Raw genomic sequence first — 23,793 nt, 5'->3', positions numbered from 1 at the left:
CGTGAGGATGCGCACAGCATGTCCGGCGACGCCACGCGCCTGGACCGTGGAGCTGCGCTCACACGCCGACGGGCTCGCTCTCGTCTGCCGGCACTGCCCACACGGCGGCATCACACCGACTACCGCGGTCTCCGCTCGATCGGCTGCCCTGGCCCACCTCGCACGCCACGTGCGCGGTGACCTGCGCCCCTCGCACCTGCGGATCTGCCAGTGCCACGAACGCGGCTGCCGCTGGCACCCCCGCCACCGCGGTTGCGCCGGCCCTATCCACCTCCTCCTCGCCTGCGAACGCGGCGGACGGCTATGGCGCCTCGCCGACGCCTGCAGTGCCTGCGCCGCAGCGACAGCACAGGCCGCCGTCGTACCGGACACCCTCCTCGCTCCCGCGCCGCTGCAGCCGTCGACCACTCGGCGGCACAGGCACCCCAAGGGACCGGGTGAGCGGATCCGGGTCCGCGAAATGCTCAGCTACCTCGCCGCCGCGCTCCCAGCCGACACCTCGGCCGCCGCGCGCCTGCTAGCACTGCAGTGCGCACTGCGGATGAACACCCAAATGCAAGTCCGGCTGCCCAAGGGAGTGATGCGCAGCCTCCGCCTCAGTACCACCAAGGGGCCGTGGGCCGAGTTGGAGCACGCGCGATGGCTGCGCACGGCCCCCCAGAATGCAGCCAACGAGATCTCTGCCGAACTGCTTGACGCCACGCTGCTCGGCCAAGCTCCAGCCCGCCCCGACCGACGTCAGGCCGCGGACTGGGCCCTGCGTGCCGGCTCCTCCCCTGCAGCACGGGTTAGCGGGCCGCTGCCACGGCTGGCGAGCGTGTACCTCGCGGCGCACACGGATCCGGGTTCCGGTACTGGCTTGGGTGAGTTCGAGCAGATGGGTCGTGCCTGCGGTCTCCAGCCTCCGCAACTGCCCAGCGTGCTTGATCAACTGATGGCAACAGGGCTGCTGAAGGCGTGGCGGGTCTGTCCGGACTCTGGAGACTTGCAGTGGACTGTCACAAGCAACGCGGGAGTCCGTGTTGGCGACCGCGGACGAGAAGCGGCCGGAGAAGACTCGCGTGGGCCGGGTGGCTGTGAATGTGCCACGGCCGGCGCGGTGGGCCAGGCCCTGTGAAGCGCGACTGCGCCGCGTACCACGCCGGGGTGTGGATGGGGGCGCCGGCTTCTGGACCCGCGGCTCCTAGCCACTTGCCTGTCCCGGACTGATCGGTGACGGGAGGCAGAGACGCGGAGCCTCGTCTTCCGGGCGCTCCCAGCGCGCCGTGTGTGCTTCTTTCACGCCCTTCGTGTGCTCCAACTCACCCTGCCTGAAGGTGCCTTGCGCTTCGTACGTTGACCTGTTCGCCTCACACGGGGCGGCTCCGGCGCGAGACGGGCCGGGATCGGCAGCCGGTTGGTAAGGGATGACACGTGGAAGCCATCGCGCGGCAGGCCCGTCGGGAGAAAGTGGCCGCTGAAGCACAGCAGTGGGCCGATGCTCTGGTCGACTTCGGCCCCTACAACACGTTGTTGCACTTCAAGGACACCAAAACCGCGTCGCTGGATGTGACCGACGCGAACGGGCAGGCCCTGACCTCGCTCCTGGCCGGACGCAAAACCCGCCTGGCCGCCTTGTTCCCCGCTGCCGCCGCCCACGGTCCTGCCTGCACCCGGGCACGGAGCCTGCGCCGCAGGATGGTCGAACTGGACGAGGAGCAGGGCATCGAGGCCGGGCGCCTGGCTCTTGGGCTGCTGCGCGTCGACCCGCCGCCCACACGCGGCAGCACCCCTGTGCCGGCACTGCGCGCCCCGCTGCTCCTGCAGCCTCTGACCATCCAGCCGCGCACCGCGTCCGAGAACGATTTCGTCCTCGAGACGGCCGGCGAGGCGGAGATCAACCCGGTGCTGCTGTACGCGCTCAGCCGCCAGTACGGCATGGATGGCGACACGGAAGTCCTCGCCGACAAGGTGTCCACTGCACTGGAGGAGTGCGCGGACCCGGCCGACCGCATCCCTCTCGCCTACGAGATCCTCGAGGCCGTTCTCGTCCGCAGCAACCTGACGGCCGAGCTGGAAGAACGCATCGTGGCGGGCGTCTTCAGCTTCGACCGGCTGCCCATGGTCCAGGACCTGCGTGGTGCCACCGACCTGCTGGCCGACCACCCGGTCATCGCCGCCCTGGCCGGCGACCGGGAGGCAAACCGTGCCCTGGCCGAGGACACCGGCCCGCGCGCTCCAGCCGGCGCCGACGACATCCCGCCCCGCTCGGAGTACCTCGTTCTCGACGCGGACGCCTCCCAGCAAAAAGCCATCAGCGCCGCGCTGGCCGGCTCCCACCTGGTGATCGAGGGACCGCCGGGCACGGGCAAGAGCCAGACCATCGCCAACCTGATCGCCACCTTCGCGGCCCAGGGCAAACGCGTCCTGTTCGTCGCCGAGAAACGCGCCGCGATCGAAGCCGTCACCGACAGCCTCGCCACCGTGGACCTGGACGGACTGGTCTTCGACCTGCACGGCAACAAACTCAGCCGCCGCCAGATCGCCCAGCAACTCCACGATGCCCTCGAGCGGGCAGGCCAGCAGGCTCCGCCCCGCCCGGCCGACCTGCACACCGGCCTGGCCCACTACCGCGACGAAACCCTCCGGCACATAAAGGAGTTCCACCAGCCGCTCGATCCCTGGCAGGTGAGCCCGCACCAGGCGATCACCCACCTGATGGGCTGCCCGTCATCCCACCACACCCGCCTGCGGCTGCGTGGCTCCGCACTGCGCCACCTCCACGGCGAGCACCATCGCCAGATAGAGCAGGATCTGCGGACCTTCGTCGCCAAGAAAGGACTGACCGTCCGCCGCGGCGAATCCCCCTGGTCCCACACCCAGGCCCGCACCGAGGACGAACTGCGCGCCGTGGTGGCCGGCCGCCGGCCTCGACCAGCTCACCGGCACAGCCCTGAGCGACACCCGCCGCACCCTTGCCCACCTGGTGGGCACCGCAGGTCTGCGCCCGGCAGACGACCTTGAGGGATGGCAGACTCTGCTCACCCTGCTGCAGGATGTCACCGCGACATTGGCCCGCTTCGAAGCAGCCGTCTTCGCCCCCGGCCTGGACGATCTCATCGCTGCCACCGCGAGCCGCGCATGGCGCAAGGAGCACGACCGGAACATCAGCTGGTTCAGCCGCCGGAAACTGATCAAAAAGGCACGTGGCCTGACCAAGGACGGTCTGCGCGAACGCCCCGCGCTGCACGGCGCCCTCCTTCGGGCGGCCGAGCAGCACGCCCGCTGGCAGGCGCTGTCCGTGAGCGGCAATGCGACCCCCTGGACCGTCCCCGGCCTCAACGGCGCCCTGGCCGCGTTCACGGATCTGCAGAGCCGTCTGGCCGCGATAGCCCTGTGCGTGCGCTGGGACGGCTGGCAGACCGCTCCCGCCGACGACGTAGACAAAACCATTCAGCGCCTCGACGGCGACCGCGACACCCTGCTGCGCATGCCCGAACTCAACCAGCTCACCGACCGCCTCGAAGCGGCCGGGCTTGGTGGCCTCCTCGACGAGCTGGCACACACGGACGCCGACCCCGACACGGCGGTGGCCACCTTCGATTACCTGTGGTGGTCATCGGTGCTGGAGGAGGCGCACATGCGCTCCGCCTACCTGCGCTCCTTCACCCGCCTCGAACACGACCACGTCGTCGAGCAGTTCCGCCGCAACGACCTCATCCACCGCGACAGCAACCCCGCCCGGGTCCGCTACGAGGTCGCCGTCCGGCTCCGCAAGGTCCGCGACGCCCACCCCGACCAGAACACCCTGGTGCGCACCCAAGCTCGCCGCAAGTCCCGGCACCTCCCGCTGCGCAGGCTCGTCGAGAAGGCCCCTGACGTGCTGATGGCCGCCACGCCGTGCTGGGCCATGTCGCCCCTCGTCGTGAGCCGTGTCCTGCCGGCCACACGCCTGTTCGACGTCGTCATCCTCGACGAGGCCAGCCAGGTCCTGCCGCACGACGCGATGACCTCCATCATGCGCGCCCGGCAGGTCATCGTCGCCGGAGACCCCCACCAACTCCCGCCCACCACCTTCTTCCAGCGCGTCCTCAGCGGCACGCAAGAGGACACCGACGACGACCTCGACGACGCTGCGCCCCCGGCCGCCTACGAGTCACTGCTGGACCTGCTCTGCAGCCGCCTGCCCCACGTCCACACCCTGAAATGGCACTACCGCAGCCGCGACGAACGCCTGATCGCCTTCTCCAACCACACCATCTACGACGACCGGCTCGTCACCTTCCCCGGCACCACCCTCACCAGCCCCATCTGCCTCGAGACCGTCGACGGCCACGCCCAGCCTGGCCAGAGCGGCTCCGTGCCCGAGGAAGTCGAACGCGTCGTCGAACTCGCCCTCGACCACGCCACCCACACCCCCCATCTCAGCCTCGGCGTCATCACCATGGGCCAGCGCCACGCCGACCGCATCACCCTCGCGCTGCGCCACGCCCTCCAAGACCACCCCGAACTCCAGGAGTTCTTCAGCCCCGAGGCCGGAGCCCGGCGCCGCTTCTTCACCAAGAACCTCGAACAGGTCCAGGGCGACGAACGCGACGCCATCATCCTCAGCATCGGCTACGGCAAAGCGGCAAGCGGCCGGCTCTCCATGTCCTTCGGCCCGCTCAACAACGACGGCGGAGAGCGCCGCCTGAACGTCGCCATCACCCGCGCCCGCCAGTCGATGACGGTCGTCAGCTCCTTCACCCACCACGACTTCGACCCCGGCAAACTCAAGAACACCCGCAACCGCGGCCCCGAACTGCTGCGCGCCTTCCTCGAGTACTGCTCCCACGGAGGAGACCTCCAGCGCACAGGAACCGCACGCACCGACTGGAACCTCAACGGCTTCGAACAGCAAGTCCTCGCCACCCTCGAAGCCGCCAACGTCCCGGTCACACCGCAGTGGGGCGTGTCCGGCTACCGCATCGACTTCGCCCTCGGCCACCCCGAACGCCCCGGCCAGATGCTCCTCGCCGTCGAAACCGACGGCGAGCGCTACCACAGCGCTCCCAGCGCCCGCGACCGCGACCGCCTGCGCCAGGCACACCTGGAACGACTCGGCTGGCGCTTCCACCGCATCTGGGCCGCCGACTGGTTCACCAACCCGAACACCGAAATCGACCGCCTCCTTGCTGTCTGGCGTGACGCCGTACGACAGGCCGACGAAACGCCCGCCGATCCCGCCCCCACGCCCGCCCCGGCAGCACTCCCGCCTCCAGCAGCGGCCACACGCCGCCCCCGCCCCGCCCTACCCGCCGCGGACCGCATCGGCGACTACTCCGACGCCGACCTGCTGGCCCTGGCGTCCTGGCTGCTGAGCGACGGATTCCAACTCGACCGCGACACCCGCATCAACCAGGCCATCACCGAACTGGGCTTCAAAAAACGCGGCCGCGTCATCGTCGAACGCCTCACCCGCGCCTTCGAACAGGCCCAGCACACGGCAGACAGGGAGACCCCACAGTGAAACCCCTCGACCCCCTCACCCTCGAACGCGTCGCCCGCCTCATCGTCGACATCGACGGCCCCTTCGAACGCCGGGGCTATCAGCTCACCCAGCTCCTCCAACGCGCCGGATGGCCCCAGCCCGCCGAGTACGACGGCTCACCCCGCATCCCCTGGCTCACCGACATCCTCACCAGCACCGACGATGTGGCCGCCGTCAGCCGGCTGCTGTGCCGCATCTGTGACCCGCTCGAATACGACGACGGCCTCGCCTCGGCCGACCTCGTCCGCCAGACACTCAACACTCACCTCGCCGCCGAACAGCTCACCGTCACCTACGTCTCCGGACGCCCCGTCCTGGGCCAGCCCGGAACCGACGGCCACACCACCGTCTTCACCGTCCCCGACGACCTCGAAGCCCGCATACGGCCCCTCGTCAGCAGCGAAGCCTTCCTCCAGCAGCTCATGGAACGCGTCACCGAAACCCAGATCTGCGAACAGCACGGCGCCTACGGCCTCACCCTCATCGGCATCGGCAGCTTCGCCGAAGCGCTGCTCCTGGACGTCCTCACCCACCGCGACCCCACCCTGCTGCAGGGCTTCGTCCTGCCCAACGGCAAGCTCGTGCCTCCCGAACGGACCAGCTTCTCCCTGTTGCTCGACACCGCTCGCTCCCGCGGCTGGATCCAGATGGACGCCCACGACTTCATGAAGATCGTCCGCGACTACCGAAACTTCGTCCACCTGCGCCAACAACAAGAACGAGGCGTCACACCCGACCGCGACACCGTCGGCATGTGCTGGGGCCCGGTCCTCGCCGTCCTCAACGACCTCGAGACCAGTCGCTAGCGCTTCGGCTGCGTCGTGTGCACCGCTATGCGTCGAGCGATCAGGCGAATGCGGCGGCCTGGCGAGCCCGCTCAGGGATTGCTGGCCTCCTGCTTGCGGCGCCGGCGCAGTTCGCGCTGGGCCTGGGCGCGGGCGCATTCGCGGGAGCAGTACTTCACTCCGGTGGTGCGGTGCTGGCGGTATGCGGCGCGGCCGCGCTGACGGACGAAGGCGCGGCCACATCTTTCGTTGGCGCAGTGGTGGACGGTGGCGCCTTCGACGAGGTGGTTGTACAGCTGCAGGAACGCCACCGAGTAGACAGTGGGGTAACGGTCGGAGAGATCACCGATGCCGATGCTGAAACGCCCCAGAGCCCGGTTCAACACCTCCTCCAGCGAGGTGAGTTTGGCGTCGATGAGGATCTCCTGCAGCTCCTCGAGCGACTGCGGCCAGGGCTGTTCGCGGTGCCGGGTCTGTGATCGCAGGTCCGTCAGCGTCTCCTCGGTGACGTGCGGTCGGACGAGTTCTTCGAGGCCACCCTCGCGCTGGCAGGCCAGCCATGTCGTGATCGCGTCCTGCGCGGTCCGCACGTAGATGGCCACAAGATCGCGGTGCACACCGAATGGGTAGGGCTGCTGCTCGCTGTCGGCTTCGGGGATGTCCTGCACCTTGTAGTAGACCTCCTCGTTATCGAAGGACAGATCGTCCCGGTCGGCGCCGAAGAGGGGTCCGTAGACCGCCATCATCCGGGCTGCCCCCTCGAGGTCGTCGTCCCGCAGCTCCATCAGCTCGCGCAGGTAGAAGTCCTCGGGCAGCTCCACGGCCGGGCGGTCCTCGAAGGGGACCGGGGTCCACAGGATCCAGTCGCCCTTGACACGCACGTTCTTGATGCGCCGCGTCAGGGGCGGGGCCGGAATAGTGGATCCGGGCCACAGCGTGGGACGAAAACGTGGGTCAACGTACTCCGTCATGGCGGCATCATAGCCGCTACGGTGGTAATACAAAAGAGTGGCACTTCGTACTACGCGAAGAGGCCGCGGACGAGGAGGCACAGCAGTGACCGACTGGCTGGCACGAAAGACCATCGGAGACCAGCACGAACACACCGTCAAAAACGCACTCGAAGCATGCGGCTGGACCGTCCACCCCTGCGGACAGGGCACCTACCCGGCACCCATCCAGCAAGCCCTGCGCCACACACCTTCGGCACTGCGCTACTTCCCCGACCTCATCGCAGCCCGCGGCAGCGAACTCGTCACCATAGACGCCAAATCGCGCATGCCCAGCACCACCTCCCGCAACTACGCCATCTCCCACAAGTGCGCCTTGGCAGGCCTGCAATTCATGGGCGTCCACGCGCCCGTGCCGCTGTACTACGTCCTGGGCGACCTCCATGTCCTGACACCCGCAGAGGTCCTCTACAACAGCTTCCACACCCTCCACCCCACCAACGGCGCCTACCATCTGGTCAGTAGCCAGCGGGCCTTACCCTTCGACGACGTCTTCGGGACCGGCACCACCTACGAGCGCGCTGCCTGACCCCGACAGGCCCCACAGAGCGCCCTTCCTGGAATCGAGCATCCCGAAAGTCCGCGTCGGTATCAGAGACCCTTGGCCAACGGGCGACAACACCGTTCGACTTGGCTCTTCTTCCACCGCTACGGGGGCGCAGGTCTGATGGAGCTCACCCTCATGCCGTGTGATCAGGAGCAGAATGGCGGCTAGGCGTTCGCCATGAGAGGAGGGCCTGTGGACGTGGGGGAGCGGTGGGCGTACCGGGTGGCGCCACACCACGGACCCGTCGCAGAAGTCGAGGTCCTGAAGATGGGTACGCAACGCCCGGTGCGGGTCAAAGTCCGCTTCGTCGCGGAGGAAGCGGAAGGCCGACAGGAGTGGGTGCCGCCAGCCCGGCTGCGTGTCGCCTGGCAGGACAAGGACGCGTGGCTGGCCCGCGAGCAGCAGTGGAGCGAACTGACGAAAGACAGCCCGGACGACGAGGACCCTGCCTTTCGGGCGGTCGTCATCCTCTTCGACGAGCACCTGTGGGAGGGGCTGGTGTCCTTTGGTGTCAACTACCGTGACCGAGGCCTGCTGTACGTCGACGATGTCCCCGCGCTGGCTGCGCTCCTCGACGTGCCCGAAAGCTTCTTCTGCAGCGACCCACGTGCCTTCACCGACACCGACGGCGCGCTGACCGCGCCCTGGCCCACCACCGTTGACGCCGCACGACTCCTGGCCCGCAGCCGGGCCGACCACCTGATGGCCGTCGTGGACAAACACGAATGCCAGGCACGCCAAGACGCGATCTACGGCCGCTACTACCCCGGCCGCGGCAAGAATCCCGGCACCCACATCAGCCCCGAGATCTGCGCAGAAGTCGACCGCAGCAACCAACCCGCCTACAACCTGCTGCGCCAATGGTGCGGCGCGGACGTGGTCGAAAACTTCGAAGAACTCAAGGCCCTGCGCGACGAAGTCCTTCGCATCGGCCAGCTCATGGAACAGGCCATCGGCAGCCTCCGCCAAGCCGGACAGGCCAAGACAGCCGACCGCTTCGAACGGGAACTCGGCATCCCCCTCGAGACGTTGCGCCAGGCCGAGCGCGACGACTGACACCCCCGACCGACCGGGCACCAACGACAGGAAGATCCGTGGCCCGCACCAAGCTCAACGAGCGCCAACTCGAAGTCCTGCGCCGCATTTGCCATAGCCAGACGCCCATCACCTCCGATGACTCCGACCTCACCGCGACCGTCTATGCCCTGCGCAATCGTGGCCTGGTCACCACAACCCGGGCCGACGGCCGCTGGAGCGCAGCCGCCACCGAAGCCGGCCACCGGAACCTCGCCCAAACCGACGCCACGCTCGCCCCACGCCCGAGCACCTCTGCTGCGCCGACGGCACCCGAGGCGGCGGAACTGATCAGCAGACTCCAGCAATCCGGCGGCACCCTGCACATCGCCAACCCCACATCGAACGAGCGGGCCCACTGGCGCCGCGCCCTGCATGCCGCACGCGCAGACCACCTGGTCCCCGACGGCCACCATCTCCAGCACACCGGACGCGACAAAGGCGACCTGATCATCACCCTGCGCCCCGGGCCACCGCCGCGACGCTCCACGCCCCCAGACGAGACCGTCCCCGTCCCCGACGACCTGCCAGCAGAACGCCTGCACCCCGCAGCCGCCACAGCACACATCCCGGCCTGTCCCGACTGCCAGCCCCGCGCCCGCCGCCTCCTCCACGCCCTCTGCCACACAGCCGAAGCCAAGAACTACACCGTCAGCAACCCCGAGACCGGTTCAGCAGCCAGCCTGGTGATCACCATCGGCGACAGTTCCTTCCCGCTCTCCTTCCACGAAGGCTCCTACGAGGTACCCGACCCCAGCGGCGCGAAGTACGCCTGGCAACGCGTGACCGCGCGCACCACACGCGCATCCCACGAACTCGAACTCAGCCTCGAGCACACCTACGCCCATCGAGGCCGACGCTCTCACTGGGGAGACAGGCAACGCTGGCGCCTGGAAGACAAACTCCCCACCCTGTTCCGAGAGATCGCCCACCGCGCACACGCCGAGTACGAACGACGGCAGGCCCAGCAGCGCAAGGAAGAAGAGACACGCCAACGCTGGCTGACTGCGATGCAGCAGGCTCGCACTGCGCTTCTGGAAGACCACCGGCTGAAGGCCCTGCGCACGCAGGTACAGGCCTGGCAGGAAGCCACTGCCATCCGCGCCTACTGCGACGCGCTCGAAGACCACCACGCCGCCACCGACGTGGCCGAAGCAACCACTGCCTGGATCACCTGGGCCCGGGCCTATGCGGACCGCATCGACCCTGTACCTCAGAACCCAGGACTACCGGACCCTCCGACGATCACACCAGAGGACCTGCGCCCGTATCTGCGTGGTTGGAGCCCGTACGAGCCCAAACGGGCATGAAAGAGGCTGCGTTTGAAGGATCGTATATGTTCGTGACGTGACAGGTTGGTCGGGGGCTTGTCGATCAGGTCGCGCTCGTGTGGTTGCTGACGTGGCGGACGGTATCGGCGGGTGCGCCGTTGGCTGTCCCACACCGCCTGCACCACACCCGAGCACCTCATCCAGACCATCTGGCACGGCATCGTCCCCACCTCATCGACGGATGCCGCACCGGGACCGGACTGTCCCTCACCCCAACGACTTCATGAGTCAAGCTCAGTAGGTGGAAGCGGGTGGGAGGAGGCGGTCCAGAACGGCGTCGTGTTCTTGGAACACCACCCGCCCCACGTTGCGCAGTTCGCGGGTGAGCTGCAGGTCGATGTCTTCGGTGGGGAGCGGGCCCAGTACCACTGCGGATGGGTGGGTTCCGGCGTCGTGGAGTGTGGCCAGGTCCATGGCGATGAGTCTGGCGCCGTACAGGCGGGCGATGGTGTGCGCGATGCCGAGTCCTGGCCCGTCCAGGTCGCCTGCGTACCGCAGCGCTACGCCCTGGTCGGCGGCCAGTTGCAGCAGGGCGTGGTCGACGGCGCGCAGCTGTCCGCTGGTGCATGCCAGCGGCTCGGTGTGGCCGCGGGCGAGGGCGGCTTCGAGGACGGAGGGGTTCTCCACCACGGTGAGTTCCTGGGTCGGGTCCAGGCTTGGGGGAGTGCGGGTCAGGTCGAACAGGTGCAGCGCGATGGGGGCGACGGCCTCGCGCAGGCGCCGGTCGACCGGTCCGTCGCCGACGGCCTGGACGTGGTGGAGCAGCACGGTGGCGGTGAGCCGGTCAGGTACCACTCCGGCCTGCTCGAGCAGGGCACGGATCCGGTCCGGCCGTGTCGGCTCCACCTGTCCGGTCAGTTCGGCGACCAGGGTGACGAGCCGGCTGCCGGCGAGGGTGTCGAGGTCGAAGAAATGGGGGTCACCGGCGGTGTCGTGGGCGAGCTTGGGCAGTGACACCGGCGGGTCGGCCGGCAGCCGTGCCGCCACGGCGGCGAGGGCCTCGACCAGCGTGCGCACCCCTGCGCCGTCGTCGACGCCGATCCCGGCGGCGCGCATCCGCGCGACCAGCCCCGGACACGCCGGCAGCTGCGCGGCCGCGTACTGCCACACATCCTGGCGCAGCGCCGCGTCACTCAGGCGCTGCCGTGCGCGGTCGACCACTGGCCGTCCCACAGCCTGCTCCACCAGCGCCACCAGGTCCTGCGGTTCCAGCCGCAGCACCTGGCGCAGCGCTCGCACCGGCACGCGCGCCCCGCGGGCGTCCACGACCACTGCGGAGGCGCCGCGCCGTAGACGGCCCGGGTCGTCCAGCCACGCCCGCAGCGCCGCTATCCCCGCAGGCGGCAGCCCGCTCACCCGCACACTCGCCATTGCTGCCGGATCCGTCCCGGCGCACAGCCGGTCGTGCACGGCGGCCCACAGCGGGGCCAGTGCCTCATCGCCCGCGACCCATTCCCATGTCGTGCCCATCAGCCGGCTATCCCATCGTCGAAGTCCAGGCCGAGGTCCAGCGTCAGCGGCTGCGCTTCCCCGTGGCCCTGCCACAGCCACGGCACCGTCACGCGGTGCTTCCCGCTGGTGATGACCTGGTGGATGACGACCTGCCCGGCCTCTTTCTTGATCACGGGGGTGATCGAGGGTGCGGTCGCCAGCACGTCGAACTCCCACCGGCGCAGCAGTCCCAGCATCTGCCGAAGGTTCGCGTCGTCGAACGCCGCGTCCAGCTCGTCGATCGACAGCAGCCGCGGCCCGCGGTACTCCCCGCTGTACATCGACCACGCGGCCGCCAGGAGGGGCAGCATCGTGGCCAGGCGCCGTTCCCCGGTCGACAAGGTTTCCAGCGGGTTCATACCGCGTGGCTTGACCTCCTTGAACCGGTCGCTGCCTCCGTCGCTGAACGAGGAGTGTGTCACCGAGATCGTCCACTCGTGCCAGGCCCGGTAGTCGAAGGTGTGCGCGACCCGATCCGCCCACGTGTCCCCGACGGACTCGTCCATCCGCTGCCGCAGCACGTCATACATCCGCTCGAACATCTCGTCCGAGGGGGGACTTTTCACCAGTTCCACCATGGCCTTCGCGTCCGCGTCCTTGCGTACCTCCCACTCGACCTTCACGCCCACCCGGGCCACCCCGGTCCGCACGTCCTGCAAGGTCTGGCCGATCTGCCGTACCAGTTGCTGCGCGAGATCCTGGCGGACCTGAACGTCGCGCTGCAGCTGGGCGAACATGCTGGTCTTGATGGCCTTCTTGATGTCGGCGCGCAGGTCTTGCTCCAGCTGAGCGACTGCCCCGCGCAGTGCCTCCACCGCTGCGCGCAGGTCCTGGCCTCGGGCAGCGGCCGGGTCGGCGACCTCGGCACGCTGCCAGGCGGTGCCCGATACGTTGGTGAGGATGATCTGGCGGTTGAACCGGGCCAGTGCGCTGTTGGCGGTGCGGGCGGTGCCCTCGAGGGTCTTCAGCGCACTGTCCCGGGTCCGCGTCGCTGTGGCGAGCCGGTCCGCCCCCACTCCCGCGCCTGGCCCGGTGCGCTCGGCCAGCAGGTGCCTGGCCCAGGCCAGTCCTGCGGTCAGGTTCGCGGGCCGGCCCTCCGGCCCGGTGGAGATGTCCTCGCCGACCAGGGCCAGGCCCTCGTCGACGAGCCGGCCCAACTGCGTAAGGCAGGCATCGCGGTGCTCCTCGGCCGCCTGGCGCAGCGGCGCGACCTCATCCAGCCGCGCCCGGGCCGACGCCGCGTCGGCAGCAGCCGTCTCTTTGGCGCGTTGCAGCTCCTCCACCCGCGCCCGGGCGCGGTCGAGCGCACTGGTGACCTCCTGCAGCGAGGCGCGCAGCTCCTCGTACTCGGCGCCGTGCAGGCGCCGCATCTCCTCGACCGCTGCCTTCTCACGCCCCGCATCCACGGCAGCCTGCTCTGCCTCCCGGGCGGCGTCGGCCGCCAGGGTCCGCAAGCGCCCGGCGGTTGCCGCGTCCTGACGTGCCCGTACCGCGAGGTCGATCACCCGCCGTGCGGCGCCCCGCCAGGCCTCCACCTGCCGGAACATCAAGGTGGCGTCCTCGCGGTGGGCGTCGGCCGCTTTCGGATCCGTGGGCAGCACGGTGCCGCCGCCCGCGTCGGCTGCCCGGTTCAACGCTCGCAGCGCCTGACGCACGGCTTCGCCGGCCCGGCGGTGCCGTTCGCGCGCGTCGGCCGTGCGCCTGATGGAGTGCTGCAGCTGCTCGGTCGCGTCGTCCTCCTGCTGCTGGGCCGAAGAGACCGGCTCCAGCAGCGGGAAACCGGCCTGCTCGGCATCGGCCTGCAACTGGGCTTCCTTCGCCTGCTCCCACTCGGCGTGGCTGGCGGCCGCGGTTCCGGCTGACTCCCGCGCCGCGCCTTCAGCCGTCCGGGCTGCAGCCAGTGCCGTGGCCGCCACCTGTTCGGTGTGCCGTGCCTCCTGGGCCAGCAGCTCCAGCGCGGTGCGGCGCCGCGCGGCAGCCGCGTCCAAGGCGTGCAGTGCCTGTGCCAGCTCGCGTTCGGCCAGGCGGATGTCCTGAGCGGACTGGTTGCGGGTCTCCTGCAGCGTCTGGAGAAGGCCCTGCCACCTCTCGCGGGCCTGCTCCCACCCGGCGGGGGAGGGGAACCGGTCGCGCTCCACCGCGGCAGTGTCGACCCGGGCGCGAGCGCGCGCAGTCTCCTCGCGTGCCCGGTGCAATGCCCTCTGAGCCTGGTCGAGTTGCTGTTCCAGGCTGGCCACGTGCTGGAGTCGGGCGCGTTCGCGGGCACTTCGCCCGATGAATCGCGCCTGATAGCCGGCTGGTGCGACCGCGGTCGCCACCGCGATCGTGACCTGATCGCCCGCCGACGGGTCCAGGGGAATCGACCGCAGCAGTTGCCGGACCCGCTCAGGGGCGATCCGGCCCTGCACGTCGGGCCGAAGCACGTCCGCCAGACTCGCCCCCGACGTCACCGCAGCTCCTGGGCGCAGGGTCACATCCCCTGCCACCGCCTGCCCGTCGGCGCGGACCAGTGCGTCCAGCAGGCCACTGACCAGCAGAGCACCCTCGAGGCGATCTCTGGCCCCGTCCGTCAGGTGTTCGGCGAAGTCCACCAGCGCCCACAACGGGGTGCCGTCCACGGGCTGCCGGCTGCGCCACAGCGGTGCGGGTGGCACCGGCGCCGCCTGCCGGGCCTGTTCCAGCTGCTGCTCCAGGTCACGGACCGCCTCCTGCGCCAGTCCCGCCGCTTGGCCGGCGGCATCCACCACACGCTGCAGCCGTCCGGCGGCCGCTGCGTGCGCCCGCTCCAGGGCCACCTGGATCTGCGCGACTGTCTGCATGGCGTCGACCGTGACCCCGTCCCCGGTCGGCTCCGGCACCATGCCGACATCAATCAGGACCGCGTCATGCCGCCACACGCCGACCAGGCCCTGCCACTGCTCCCAGGCCGCCCCGGCCGCCGACTCGGCCCCGTCCGCTGCCTCCTGAGCCTGCGCGACGGCGGCGTCCGCCTGCGCGACCTGCCGCCCGTGCCTCTCCTGGTGCTGCTCCCGGGCCTCCTGCTCGGCCGCGTCCTTCTCTTGGGCCTCCTCCTGCGCCCCGCGCAACGCCTGGGAGGCATGCTCGGCCGCACCGAGTTCCTGCTCCCACAGCGTGCGTGCCTGCCCCCATGCCTCGGCCGCCTGCTCGGCCACCGCGCGGTCCGCAGCGGCCTGCCGGTGGTGCCCTGCTGCGTCGATCCTCGCCCGCGCCTCGCCCGCGACCTGAACGAGCCCTGTTGTCAGCTTTTCGACCGACAACCGCTCCCCGTCGCCGCGACCGTCCCGTACGAGCAGGTCGAGGGCGGGACCGCGCAACTCCACCGCCGCGTCCGCCCACCGCCGCATCTCCTCCAGCAGCGTGTCCTCGGCCCGCGCCCGCGTCCCGCCCGCCTGGTCGGCCGTGGCCCGGTCCGTCTCCTCGATCCCTTCGACCTCACGCAGGTCGGCCGCCGCCGCGACTTCCAATCCCTGTGCCGTCGCATGGTCCCCGAGCGCAGCTTCCACCTTCCGCAGCTGGGAGAGCCGGGTGTCCACCCATGCCAGCGGCGCCGCGCACGCTTCGTCGACCACGCCTGCGGTCACTGCCGCAGCCTCGGCCGCCACCAGCCGCTCGTCGAGGGCAAGCAGTCCCTCCAGGGCCGCATCAGCGCCCAGCCGGCCCCCCACCACCCGCAGCGGCCCGGACACCGTCGACACGGCGCTCTGCGCCGACCGGACCCCATCCGCCGAATCCAGGGCGGTGCCCTCGGCCCGAAAAGCCTCCGCGCCGACCTCATCGGACCGGTTGGCCGCCATATGGGCGGCAGCGGCCAGTTCGATCGCCCGCTGCTCACGCTGAGGAAGGACCGCGCCCGCGTGCCCGCGCAGTTCCTCCTCCGCCGCGTTCTTCCGCCCTTCCAACTCCCCGATCTCGGCCCGCGTTCCGGCCAGCAGTTCTACGGCCTCGGCTTCCCGCGCCCCGGCCTGCTGCGCCTCCTCAAGCGCCTGGCGCTCACGCCTGGTCTGAGCGTCGAACCCGGTATTCGCCGCGATCAGCGAGGCGGCCTCGACCACCGCCACCGCCTCCACATACCGGCGATACGCCCGCTCCGCGCCCTGCAGCAGCTTCTCTTCCGCCCGGGCACGCTCCAACTGATCCTCGAGCTCAGAGATCCGCTCCATCGCCTGAGCGATCACCGTCAGCCGCTCACTGTCCAGCGCAGGCAGCGCGCTGGACAGCAACCGGCCCATCTCCGCCGCAGAGATCGCCTCCGCCGTGCGCACGCTGCGCAGGCTGCGCAGCACCCCCATCAGCGCGTCGAACTGCACTTCGTCCAGCGGCGCGAACAACTCCTCGCGCACCGCCCGCCGGTAGTCGTGCTCGTCCCCGATCACCCGCAGATGCTCCGACAACCGCGCCCGGTTCGGCGCAGCAGACGAGGCGCTGGAGGTGAAGGCCCGCCCCTGGCAGGCGGCCAACTGCGCTGCGAGATCACCGATCCGCACCGGCTCCCGGTCCACCTGCAGACGCAGCTGCTCCCCGACCCGCCCCCGCGCCAGGAAGAACACCCGGTGTACCGCCTTGCCGACCGCTCTCAGCCACAACCCGGTCGTCACATACTCCACAGCCTCGCCACCGGAGCGCCGCCCGTACTCCAGCCACCACACCCCGGTGCGGTCCTGCTGCTCGTCCCGGTCGGTGTGTCGGCTCAGCAACGTCCCCGCCGCCTTCCCCGACACCGACAAGGCGGTCTGCGACACATCCGCGTCCAACAGCACCGTGACCAGCATCGATGCCGACAAGGACTTCCCCGAACCGTTCGGCCCCGCGAGTGTCAGCCACCCGTCTGCGAAGAGCAGCTCCTCCTCCGCCCAGGCCCAGGAGTTCACCACCCCAGCCCGCGTAGGCTGCCACCGGCCCTCCGCGACCGGCACCCCCAGCCCGACGGCCCCGTTTCCGGCGATCCTCACGCGTCCCCCTCACCCGGTTCGCCACCGGACGGCCCACCAGGCTCCGGCCCCGCCGTGTCGCGGGCGGCGTGCGCCACCCGCACCCGCCACAGGTGCACCCCAGGCGTCGCCCGCCACTGCTCCGCCTCGCCCTCCAGCGGCACCAGCAGCCGCGCGGCCGCCAACTCCCCGATCGCCGCCCGCGCCAGTGCGGGAAGCTGCGCCTTGTGGCCAGCCGCCCAGTTCGGCATCACGGCCCGCACTCCCTCCAGCAGATCCACCACGTCGCCCACCTGCACCACCGAACCGGCCCGGTCCCGCTCGGAGAGATGAGCCAGCAGTGCCAACGCGGCCTGCCGCTCCATCCGCCGCCCGTTGGGGAAGTCCATCGCAGTCCCGAGTCCACTTGGATCGGTGACCTCCCACCAGTCCCGGCGCACTGTCACCCCCAACCCCAAGCTGGAGATCAGTGCCAGTCCCCGCTCCCGGCCGGCCAGCGTGTGCAGGTACGCCGTCCCCGGCGTCTGCTCGTCGAAGGGATCCACGCCCGGGTCGTCCACCAGCCGCCGCAGCGCCTGCAGCCGCCGCTCCTCCACCGACGCCACCTGGTCCGGTTCCGGCGCCACCGGGTCGAGCAACGAAGCGGTCGACAACGCCGCCGCGTGCTCCTGCGGGGGCAGCACGTCCAGGCCGAGCAGTGCGGGGGACAGCGACGAGAACCGCGCCGCCAACCGGTCCCTCGAGGCCGTCACCACAAGGTCAGCGTCCTCGTCCACCACGACCCGCTCCAGGTCGGAGTCCGCCTCCAGCGAACCCTCAGCCTCCAGCACCTGCAACGCGTCCACCAGGTTCTGCCGGTGCCAGCGGGCCTCCTGCTTCGACGTCCCCTCACCGGCCACCCACTGCACCCGCGGCAGCCCACCCGAGGTGGCCTCCTCCGCGCACACCTGCGCGAGCGCCTGCATCAACTCCCGCACGCTCAACCGCGGACGCCGCCACAACTGCTCACACACCAGACACACCAGCACCAGCGCCTCCTGCGACAACAGCACCGGACGGCCCCCGCCGCGGGCCACCGAAGGACCTCGGTCACCGGGGACATCCACACGCCGCTTGTGCAGCCGGACCAGCTGCGCCACCTCCAGCACCTCGAACGTCCAGCCCAGCTCCGACCGAAACAGCCCCGCCAGCGCAGCCTGCCCCTTCACCGCCGCCCGGTACAGCTCCGGCTCAGCCTCGGCCCGAAGCCGTCCTCGATCTACCAGCACCCGGGCCGCATCCCGCAGATCGGCCTCCAACACCTCGCCGCTCATGCCGCCCCCTGCACAACCGCTTCGTCGGCCCGCTCGCTCGCATCCACACGGATACGCAGATCCGGGCCGGTCAGCACACCTTCGGCCAACTCCACCCGGACCTGCCGGTCAGCCATCCCCGGCCGTACCCGCACCACGACGTTGGCCCCCTCGGCCACCGCAGACCCGAACCCCAGCACAGGGTCGAACTCCTGCAACGCCGCCTCCACCGCCCGCAGCAAGATCACCGAAGCATCCGCCGCCAACCCCGCGAAATGCTCCAGCCCCACCTCTCCAGGCGTCACCAGCACCCGCGCAAACCGGCGGCGCAGCTGCGCCTCCTCGCGCGCCCGCGCCAGAGCGCTCTCCCGATCCACGGCGGTGTCCGCCAGCTTCCGGGGCCTGCCACCAGGCCTTCCCACCCGCTCATGCTCACGCAGCGTCACCTCTACGCGGTGCACCGTGAGCCCGGCTGCCGCCACCGTCGCATGCGCCACGTCCTCCTCAGCCGGCCCGATCTGAGCGTGCCACGCCGGCCAGTCCCCGAACGCCGCCCCGTACACCCGCCGCGCCTGCTCCTCACTGTCCTGCCGGTGCAAACTACGCGCCACAGAGCGGAAGTCAGCCCCCAGATCCGCACCCCGCCTCCGGGCCGCGTACCGCCGGTCGATAGCGATCAAGAGCGTGTGCACAGCACCAGTAGCCGACGCGATCAACCGGTAGACCGTCCCATCAGGCGTGAACCACGCCTCCAAGTCGGCCAAGCGACGCATACGCTCGTCCACCCAACGCTGCTGCTCCGCCGGATCCACCAGACCCGCGTGCACGGCCGCCATCTCCACGACCGGACCGTGGCCCACCTCCCGCAACGCCGCCAGCGCGTCCCCCACCTGCCGCAACGCCCGCCCGTACTCCCGCGGAAACTGCCGCAGCGCCTCAAGCACCCGGTCCCGGTTCCTGCCGAAAACGTCGTCGTCAGTGACATCGGACTGGACCATCTGCGCCAGCGCACCGTAGAAGTCAGCAGTCACCCGTTGGAGCTCATCGATCCGAGTCCGCACATCATCGAGATCACCCGTCAGCAACCCAGGATCACTCTTGAAATGCTCCAACATCCGGCGGACCGTCTGCTCCACACCGTCCAGCAGCCGGCTCGGCAACTGCAGTGCACGACGGGAGTCCAGCACCGCCGCCCGCACAGCGGCCACCAGCGCCCGCCCCCGCAGCGTCAACGCCCAGGCCTCCTGCCGCGAGATCACCCCGCGATAGTTGCGCACCGGCGCCGCATAATCCCTGAACGGCCTGGCGAGCTCCCACCTGGCCAGCTGCTCAAGCGACGACAGCAACTGCTCCTCGGACAGCCCATCGTGGTAACCCACGGTGCGCAGCTGTTCGAGGATCTGAGCCGGTGTCCACATCGGGCCGCGGGTGGACAATTCCTCCAGCGCAGCCAGCAGGGCCGTATAGCGTTCCCGCACTAGATCCTCGGGCAGGGCGAACACAGTCCAGTCGCTGGACAGAACGCTCCGCCACCACTGTCGCGATTGATCCATTCCGCCCCCTCGCCTCCTTGCACCCCATGTGTGCAGGGCTTCCTAGTTTGAAGGCCGCCACTGACAGATCTCCCACGAACCGGGAACATCGGCCGTTTTCCACCGAGGCACGAAACCACCAGCCATTAGCACTTCGCCGTCCCGCCTCCGGAACTGACGAACCCCGAGAAAGTGAATGGACTTGCGAATTCGGTGGGAAAGCCCGCACTCGCGTGTAGATGCTGCACGGGAGTCATGCGGCGACGCGATGCTGGGCGAGTTTGGCCAGCATGACCTGGTTGGCCTCCCAGCCGTCGGGGAATTTGGCCGGTACGGACAGATGCACCGGGTCGGTCGAGGGGTGGCTGTCGAGAAGGTCGGCGATTCCCTCGCGGGCGATGACGATGCACGCCTGCCGGTGGCGGGAGGCGAGGACACACAGCCGTCCGGCCTCCAAGTGGAAGGCTGTGGCGTCCCGGCGGCCGGACAGCGGGTGTACGACGATGACGACTTCGAACTCGCGGCCCTGCAGCCGGTTCGCGGTGTCGACGGCCACGTCCGGAGCGTGCGGGTTGCCGGTTCGGGTGAGCGCGGTGCGTACCAGGTCGGCCTGGTCGCGGTGGGCGACGCCGATGGCGATGTGACTGGCAGTCAGAGGGTGGCCGTTGGGGTTGATCTCGCAGGTGGCGACCGCTCCGCGGGTCAGAAGCCGGGCGGCGAGGTCGGCGGCGGTCTGGATGGTCTCGGTGTCGGTACGCGGGACATGCCGGCGCTTCAGCTCGTGCAGAGCCCAGCCGGTGGTGAACGCCATTGTGAGGGTCTCGTCCAGGTCGGTGTTGCCGAACCCGGCGGTGTCGAACTGCAGGGCGCGTGTGCCGTGGCTGGTTCCGGCGGTGAAGTCGGTGAACGGGTAGAAGGCTTCATTGACGGTGGGCGCCGCAGAAGCCGGGAGGCGCCAGGACACGGGCAGCCGGTGAACGGGGATGCCCGGGTTGTGCTCCAGCATCACGCTGACGCCGTTGTGTGTCGGGTCGTGCGGCAGTCCGATCCAGCGTTCGGTGCCGACGATTGTGAACGGGTCCAGCTGGCCTGGGTCGCCGACGAACAGGCCGCGGTCGAAGCGCTCGACGATCTGCAGCAGCATGTCCGAGCGCATCTGGTAGGACTCGTCCAGAATGGCCCAGCTGAACGTGCAGTCGCGGACGGTGGCCCACTTGGCAGCGGTCCCGACGATGATCTGGCAGCCGGCCAGGTCGTCCAGGGCGCGGCCGACAGTCGTGTTCGCCAGGGTGCCCAGGGCTGGCGGCGGGACGTAGTCGGTGGCGCTCAGGCGGCCGACGGGGATATCGGGGTGCTCTTTGGCAAGACGCTTGATCAGATCGTCGACCTGGTTGTTGGTCTGGGCGACGATGATCGGGCGCTCGCCGCCCGCGGTGAGTTCCTGAGCGGCGCGGACCACCAGGGTGCTTTTGCCGGCGCCGGGCGGGGAGTCGACGACGACGGCCTTGTGCCGGGTGTCGGCCAGGTCGGCCAGGATCGCCGCGGTGGCGGCGGCTGCAGACGCTGCCGGGTCGGGTGCAGTGGTGTTGTCAGTCCTCATGGCCCCACTCCTCTGCGGCGGCGTCCTCGGGTACGGCGGAGTCGGCATCCGGCCCGTCGGGGCCGGGGCTGTGTGTCCACGGGGTGTGATCGGAAGCCGGGAACACGGGTGTCGGGCGCCAGCCCGGGTCGGGAAGGTAGGCGAGGTGCTGGCCGGGCTCCGGGACGGTGCCCGGGTTCGGGACGCGGGCGCGTCCCATGCCACCGGTGACCTCCACGGTGACCAGAGTGGTGTCGCCGTCGGGGAGGACGGAGACGATGACGGCCTTGTGGCCTGCCGGCATGGACGGGCTGATCAGTTTGGTGCCGGCCGCCAGCCGCACGGGGTCGTCGGTCCGGAGGGTGACATACGGGCGTGGCACCCGCCTGTTCTTGGCCGTGGTGACCACCCGGTCCGGCTTGCTCTCCTCGACCGTTCCCGCGAACGCCTCCCCGGCGCTGCGCCGGTCGGCCAGCACGAACGGGTCGTCGAACGCCATGTCGGCTTCGAAGCCGGCCAGAGCTTGCTCCAGCCGGCTCAGGCGTTGTGCCGCGCTGATCGCGGTGTCCCGCTTACGCTGGGGGAAGCCGCCGGCATCCCGGTAGTCGGAGTATGAAGTGAAGGACACGCAGTCGCGTTCGAAGCGCTTGGCGGTCCGCGGCGCTTCGGGGACGGACCGCAGCAGCGATATGGCTGTCCACATCATGCGCCAAGTGGGCTGGACCTGTTCCGCGACCAGGTCGCGCAACTCGGCCTGGGCAGTTGCCAGCGCGTGCGGGTCGCCGAGGGTGTGGGCTGTGTCGAACCGTTTGATCGCCGGTGCCAGTTGCCGGTTGTCGAACTCCGGGGACGTCGCCGGGCCCGCCGGCGGGCAGATGTCCGGGTTCTCCGCGTCGGCCAGGGCCTGCTCGACGCTCAGCCCGTCCGGGGGAGCGATCCAGGCCATGAGCGAGGCCAGGTTCTGGTCCTCCAGAACGCTTTGACCGGTGGCCCAGTGCTCGGCGAGCATCGCGGTGAGGGGCAGCAGCATGGAGGTGCCGGCCTGTTCGGCCGTGTCGACCAGGAACGTCAGCCACATGCCGAACTCGGGGACGACGTCGGGTACGGCGTAGGGGCCGGACGTCGAGCGGAAGCGGCACATGCGTCCGAGGTCGGCCAGGGCTTTGATGCCGCCGTGGTTGGGGACGAGGATCTGCGGCGCGTCGCTGTAATGAGAGCGCTCGCCGTCGCCGCGGCGGTCCTGGCGGTAGGATTCGATGTACCTCATCACGATCCGGCCCAGATCGGCGGCGAACGCGAACCTCTGGTCCCGGTTACGGGGCTGCGGCACGACCAGCAGCGTCATGTCCCTCTTGGCGGTGCCGACCATGGCCGCCAGCGGAGCTCCGGCTTCTCCCGCCATGGTCAGCGGGATGATCACCAGCGGCCGGCCCGACAGACGCCGGTGGCGGAACTCGGTCTGACGCACCGCAGCCATGGTTTCCATCGCCTCTACGTGCGCCAACGCAGACAGCATGCTCATGCGGCACCCCCGACTTCTCCGGTCAGCTCGGCGCGCAGCCGTGCGGCGTGCCGCAGCGCGGCGGTTATGTCGCTCTGGTCCGCGGTCGGTGTCAGCTGCCCGCGGGCCAGTCCGAGGGCCATGGTCACGGTGTCGATCCCGCCCAACTGCTCGCGCACCGCCGGGCCGAGGACGTCCAGTGAGGCTTCCGCGCGGGCGCGGGCGCGGCAGTAGAACGCCATCTCGCAGTGGTTCAGGCAGTCAGGGCGGTACGTCGCGGGCACCTGTTCCAGCGCCTCGGCCAATTCTTCGGCCGGGCGGCGGGGCCGCTTGCTGTCCTTGTCGATGTCGAGGTCGAAGGTGAGTCCTTCGGGCAGCAGGTCGACAAGGTCGCTGATGCGCTCGATGCGCGCCAGCTGACGAGTCAGGGCGGATACCTGCTTGCGGGCGTCGACAAACGCCGCGGTCGGGCGGTTGGTGAAGTCCTTCGGTGCGACCAGCACGATGGTGTCGGACACGGCCTCCCGGCCGATTCCGGCCTCCTCAAGGAGGGCGCGCAGCGCGATGACGTACGCGCATGCCTGTGTGGTCGCCGACCGCACCTGCGCCGGGTCGGCCTGCCCGTCGATGATCGGAAAGCTCTTGATCTCCACGATGTAGAAGCGGCCGTCGATACGGAAAGCCACCAGATCCGGCTCCAGGAACGCCTCCTGCCCGCCGACCTCGAGGTACAGCATCGGGTGGTCGAACAGGGTGCCGTCGCCGGTGCCCTGGGCTGCCTGCAGCAGTACCCGGGCAGTGTGGTCGCGGCGGGTCTCGTTGCGGCCGTCGCCGCCGACGTCGTTCAGGTCCAGGTACGCCACCTCGGGCAGCGTCAGCTTCAGCGTCTCGCGCAGGACGCGCAGGAGTTCCGCGCAGCCGTTGTCCTTCACCATCGCCTCGAAGGTGTTGCCGCGGGCGAAGGCGAAGGCGGACTGGCCGAAGGGGGAGGGGTAGCCGGCGTGCTCGGCGATCGCGGCCTTGTCGGATCCAGAGGCGTCCAGCAGGGCGCGCAGCGTGCAGCGCGGGTTGTTCTCCAGGGCGGCCAGCGAGCGAGCGTTGTAGGGCCGGCGCTTTGCGGATCCGCGCAGCGCGGCCAGTCGGTCGTCGACGGGTGCTTTCACGGTGTCGGAGATCCTTGCAGGGGAGAGGGG

At 70.0% G+C, this 23,793-nt stretch carries 14 protein-coding genes; 6 read left to right on the top strand and 8 right to left on the bottom strand.

Annotated elements, in window-relative coordinates; all coding sequences use genetic code 11:
- Positions 1 to 1,413 precede the first annotated feature (1,413 nt).
- Genes KBY32_RS35830 through KBY32_RS12905 form a run of 3 tightly spaced genes read left to right on the top strand, consistent with a single transcriptional unit; the run spans position 1,414 to position 6,315 of the window.
- Positions 1,414 to 3,003, top strand: coding sequence for an AAA domain-containing protein (locus KBY32_RS35830; RefSeq protein ID WP_210980081.1), 1,590 nt, complete (start codon positions 1,414 to 1,416; stop codon positions 3,001 to 3,003).
- On the top strand, positions 2,966 to 5,488 hold the full coding sequence (locus tag KBY32_RS35825; protein ID WP_210980080.1) for an AAA domain-containing protein: 2,523 nt from the start codon (positions 2,966 to 2,968) through the stop codon (positions 5,486 to 5,488). Before KBY32_RS35830 ends, KBY32_RS35825 begins: the two co-directional genes overlap by 38 nt.
- Positions 5,485 to 6,315, top strand: coding sequence for a hypothetical protein (locus tag KBY32_RS12905; protein WP_210980079.1), 831 nt, complete (start codon positions 5,485 to 5,487; stop codon positions 6,313 to 6,315). Before KBY32_RS35825 ends, KBY32_RS12905 begins: the two co-directional genes overlap by 4 nt.
- 71 nt (positions 6,316 to 6,386) lie before the next feature.
- Here the strand turns inward: KBY32_RS12905 and KBY32_RS12900 are convergent, their stop codons facing one another.
- Complete coding sequence (locus KBY32_RS12900) at positions 6,387 to 7,175, bottom strand: hypothetical protein (protein WP_308293709.1); 789 nt, start codon at positions 7,173 to 7,175, stop codon at positions 6,387 to 6,389.
- Between the two features lie 175 nt (positions 7,176 to 7,350).
- Between KBY32_RS12900 and KBY32_RS12895 the strand changes: the two genes are divergently transcribed.
- The 3 genes from KBY32_RS12895 (at position 7,351) to KBY32_RS12885 (ending at position 10,235) form a co-directional block, all read left to right on the top strand.
- Positions 7,351 to 7,833, top strand: a complete 483-nt coding sequence (locus KBY32_RS12895; RefSeq protein WP_210980077.1) for a hypothetical protein — start codon at positions 7,351 to 7,353, stop codon at positions 7,831 to 7,833.
- A 210-nt stretch (positions 7,834 to 8,043) separates the two neighbouring features.
- Positions 8,044 to 8,907, top strand: a complete 864-nt coding sequence (locus tag KBY32_RS12890) for a hypothetical protein (protein ID WP_210980076.1) — start codon at positions 8,044 to 8,046, stop codon at positions 8,905 to 8,907.
- 38 nt (positions 8,908 to 8,945) lie between these two features.
- Complete coding sequence (locus KBY32_RS12885) at positions 8,946 to 10,235, top strand: hypothetical protein (protein WP_210980075.1); 1,290 nt, start codon at positions 8,946 to 8,948, stop codon at positions 10,233 to 10,235.
- A 255-nt stretch (positions 10,236 to 10,490) separates the two neighbouring features.
- Here KBY32_RS12885 and KBY32_RS12880 read toward each other — a convergent pair whose 3' ends face one another.
- From KBY32_RS12880 to KBY32_RS12850, 7 genes are all read right to left on the bottom strand, one after another.
- Entirely contained in the window at positions 10,491 to 11,726 is a 1,236-nt protein-coding gene (locus tag KBY32_RS12880) for a TIGR02679 domain-containing protein (RefSeq protein ID WP_210980074.1), read from the bottom strand.
- The gene (locus tag KBY32_RS35820) at positions 11,726 to 16,639 is read right to left on the bottom strand and encodes an SbcC/MukB-like Walker B domain-containing protein (RefSeq protein ID WP_210980073.1); all 4,914 of its coding nucleotides are present in this window, start codon (positions 16,637 to 16,639) and stop codon (positions 11,726 to 11,728) included. Before KBY32_RS35820 ends, KBY32_RS12880 begins: the two co-directional genes overlap by 1 nt.
- A gap of 74 nt (positions 16,640 to 16,713) precedes the next feature.
- Positions 16,714 to 18,009 (bottom strand): DUF2398 family protein, encoded by a 1,296-nt coding sequence (locus KBY32_RS12870; protein ID WP_210980072.1) that lies wholly within the window; start codon positions 18,007 to 18,009, stop codon positions 16,714 to 16,716.
- Positions 18,006 to 19,541, bottom strand: a complete 1,536-nt coding sequence (locus KBY32_RS12865; RefSeq protein WP_210980071.1) for a DUF2397 family protein — start codon at positions 19,539 to 19,541, stop codon at positions 18,006 to 18,008. The genes KBY32_RS12870 and KBY32_RS12865 overlap by 4 nt, the downstream gene beginning before the upstream one ends.
- Before the next feature lie 232 nt (positions 19,542 to 19,773).
- The gene (locus KBY32_RS12860; protein WP_210980070.1) at positions 19,774 to 21,120 is read right to left on the bottom strand and encodes an AAA domain-containing protein; all 1,347 of its coding nucleotides are present in this window, start codon (positions 21,118 to 21,120) and stop codon (positions 19,774 to 19,776) included.
- Positions 21,110 to 22,576: a hypothetical protein gene (locus KBY32_RS12855; RefSeq protein WP_247689412.1), complete on the bottom strand. Its 1,467-nt coding sequence runs from the start codon at positions 22,574 to 22,576 to the stop codon at positions 21,110 to 21,112. The genes KBY32_RS12860 and KBY32_RS12855 overlap by 11 nt, the downstream gene beginning before the upstream one ends.
- Positions 22,577 to 22,617: 41 nt before the next feature.
- Positions 22,618 to 23,763 (bottom strand): hypothetical protein, encoded by a 1,146-nt coding sequence (locus KBY32_RS12850; protein WP_210980068.1) that lies wholly within the window; start codon positions 23,761 to 23,763, stop codon positions 22,618 to 22,620.
- Positions 23,764 to 23,793: the final 30 nt, after the last annotated feature.

This window comes from Streptomyces sp. RK62 (genome assembly GCF_018070255.1).
Classification (GTDB): Bacteria; Actinomycetota; Actinomycetes; order Streptomycetales; family Streptomycetaceae; genus Streptomyces; species Streptomyces nigra.
Note: the sequence above shows the minus strand (reverse complement) of the source record. Positions and strands in the feature narration are given on the sequence as shown.

Excerpts from the sequence above, each read along its gene's own strand:
- KBY32_RS12880 (WP_210980074.1), bottom strand. The coding sequence starts at position 11,726 with ATGGGCACGACATGGGAATGGGTCGCGGGCGATGAGGCACTGGCCCCG.
- KBY32_RS12870 (WP_210980072.1), bottom strand. The coding sequence starts at position 18,009 with ATGAGCGGCGAGGTGTTGGAGGCCGATCTGCGGGATGCGGCCCGGGTG.
- KBY32_RS12865 (WP_210980071.1), bottom strand. The coding sequence starts at position 19,541 with ATGGATCAATCGCGACAGTGGTGGCGGAGCGTTCTGTCCAGCGACTGG.
- KBY32_RS12860 (WP_210980070.1), bottom strand. The coding sequence starts at position 21,120 with ATGAGGACTGACAACACCACTGCACCCGACCCGGCAGCGTCTGCAGCC.
- KBY32_RS12855 (WP_247689412.1), bottom strand. The coding sequence starts at position 22,576 with ATGGCTGCGGTGCGTCAGACCGAGTTCCGCCACCGGCGTCTGTCGGGC.